We start from the raw sequence: 1633 nt of genomic DNA, 5'->3' as shown, positions 1-1633 counted from the left end.
GTTCGAAGAAGTTGTCGTGGATACCTACTTTTTCAACTCCCAGCAGTTGTTGCCAGATGGTTGCCAGCTTTTTCTCTGTTTCGGTTTGAGGGGCTACATATTCTTTGCCTGACAGCTCACTTGCATCTGGTTCGGGCAGCGCTCTTTTGTCTACCTTGCCATTTGGTGTTACCGGCATGCTTTCCAACTCTACCCATAGGGCAGGTACCATGTATTCGGGCAGGTGCTTGTGCAGGTAGGTCATCATTGCCTGCTTGTCGAACTTTGTTTCTGATGATACTACATATCCTACCAGTCTTTTGTGTCCGTTACTGTCTTCTCTTGCCAGTACAACGCCCTTGCTTACCAGCCCGCTTTGCTGTAGTATGCTTTCTATTTCACCCAGTTCTATGCGGTAGCCTCGCACCTTTACCTGGTCGTCTATTCGACCCATGTATTCTATGTTACCATCGGGTAACCACCGCGCTAAATCTCCTGTTTTGTACAGCCTTGCTCCTTCTTTGTTACTGAACCGGTCAGCGATAAACTTTTCTGCCGTTAATTCGGGCTTGTTCAGGTAACCCTGCGCTACCTGTACTCCGCCTATGTATAATTCGCCCGGTACTCCTACGGGAGATAATTCTCCTGCAGCATTAACTATATATAGTTGTGTATTATCTATTGGTTTACCAATCGGAGGCAGGGCCGGGGAAGTTGCAGCATCAATGTTATAGCTGCTTACTACGTGTGCTTCTGTTGGCCCGTATTGGTTAATGAGCTTAACTCCTTTTTGTTGTATCAGCTCACGGATGTCGTCGGTTAGCTTTAGTTGTTCTCCGGCTACAATGATCTCTTCAGGAAGTACAATATCTCCACTACCTGCAAGGGTTTGAACATATTCTACCAGGCTTTTTAAAACAATGTAAGGCACAAACAAGTGGGTAATGCCGTATGTCTTTATATCGCTGAGCATCGCTGACATGTCTTTGCGACGCTCTTCGCTGATTAAATATAAACTGCTGCCAAAACACAGCGTAGAGAAGATCTCCTGGAAGCTAACATCGAAGGTGAGGCTGGCAAACTGCAGTACCCTCCTGTGTTTGTTCTCAAACTGCTTCTGTTGCCAGCTTAGTAAATTTACCATTCCGCTTTCACCCATTCTTACCCCTTTGGGCTTGCCGGTAGAACCTGAAGTATAAATGACATAAGCCAGGTTATCGCGACTGGCAGTAATTGCAGGTTTATCCGAAGGATAGGTACTGATCACTGCCCGGTCTCCATCCATTTCTACAATCTCTATCTTTCCTGCATCGACTACTTTAGACCTGCTTTTGCGGCTGCTGATCACCAGGTTTGCCCCGCTGTCCTGAAGCATATAACTAATGCGATCTGAGGGATACTCAGGATCTACAGGTACATACGTTGCCCCGGCTTTTAATATTCCAAGTACACCTACTACCATCTCTATGCTGCGCTCGATACAGATCGGCACCAGCATTCCTTGCCTCACTCCTTTATCCTGTAAATAATGTGCTAACCGGTTGGAGCGCTCATTAAGTTCCTGGTAGCTTACCTCTGATCCGTTATATACTACTGATGTAGAACCCGGTGATTTTATTACCTGTTCTTCAAATAAATCAACTAAACTCTTATT

Annotated in this window: 1 protein-coding gene; it reads right to left on the bottom strand. The window is 45.7% G+C overall.

From position 1 onward, the window contains the following. Positions 1-1633: non-ribosomal peptide synthetase (locus SAE01_RS24285; protein ID WP_147206425.1), on the bottom strand; the 1633-nt coding region annotated here is incomplete at both ends.

Source organism: Segetibacter aerophilus (genome assembly GCF_007991655.1).
GTDB classification, from domain to species: domain Bacteria; phylum Bacteroidota; class Bacteroidia; order Chitinophagales; family Chitinophagaceae; genus Segetibacter; species Segetibacter aerophilus.
The sequence above is the reverse complement of the archived record's forward strand: the minus strand, read 5'-3'. Positions and strand labels throughout refer to the sequence as shown.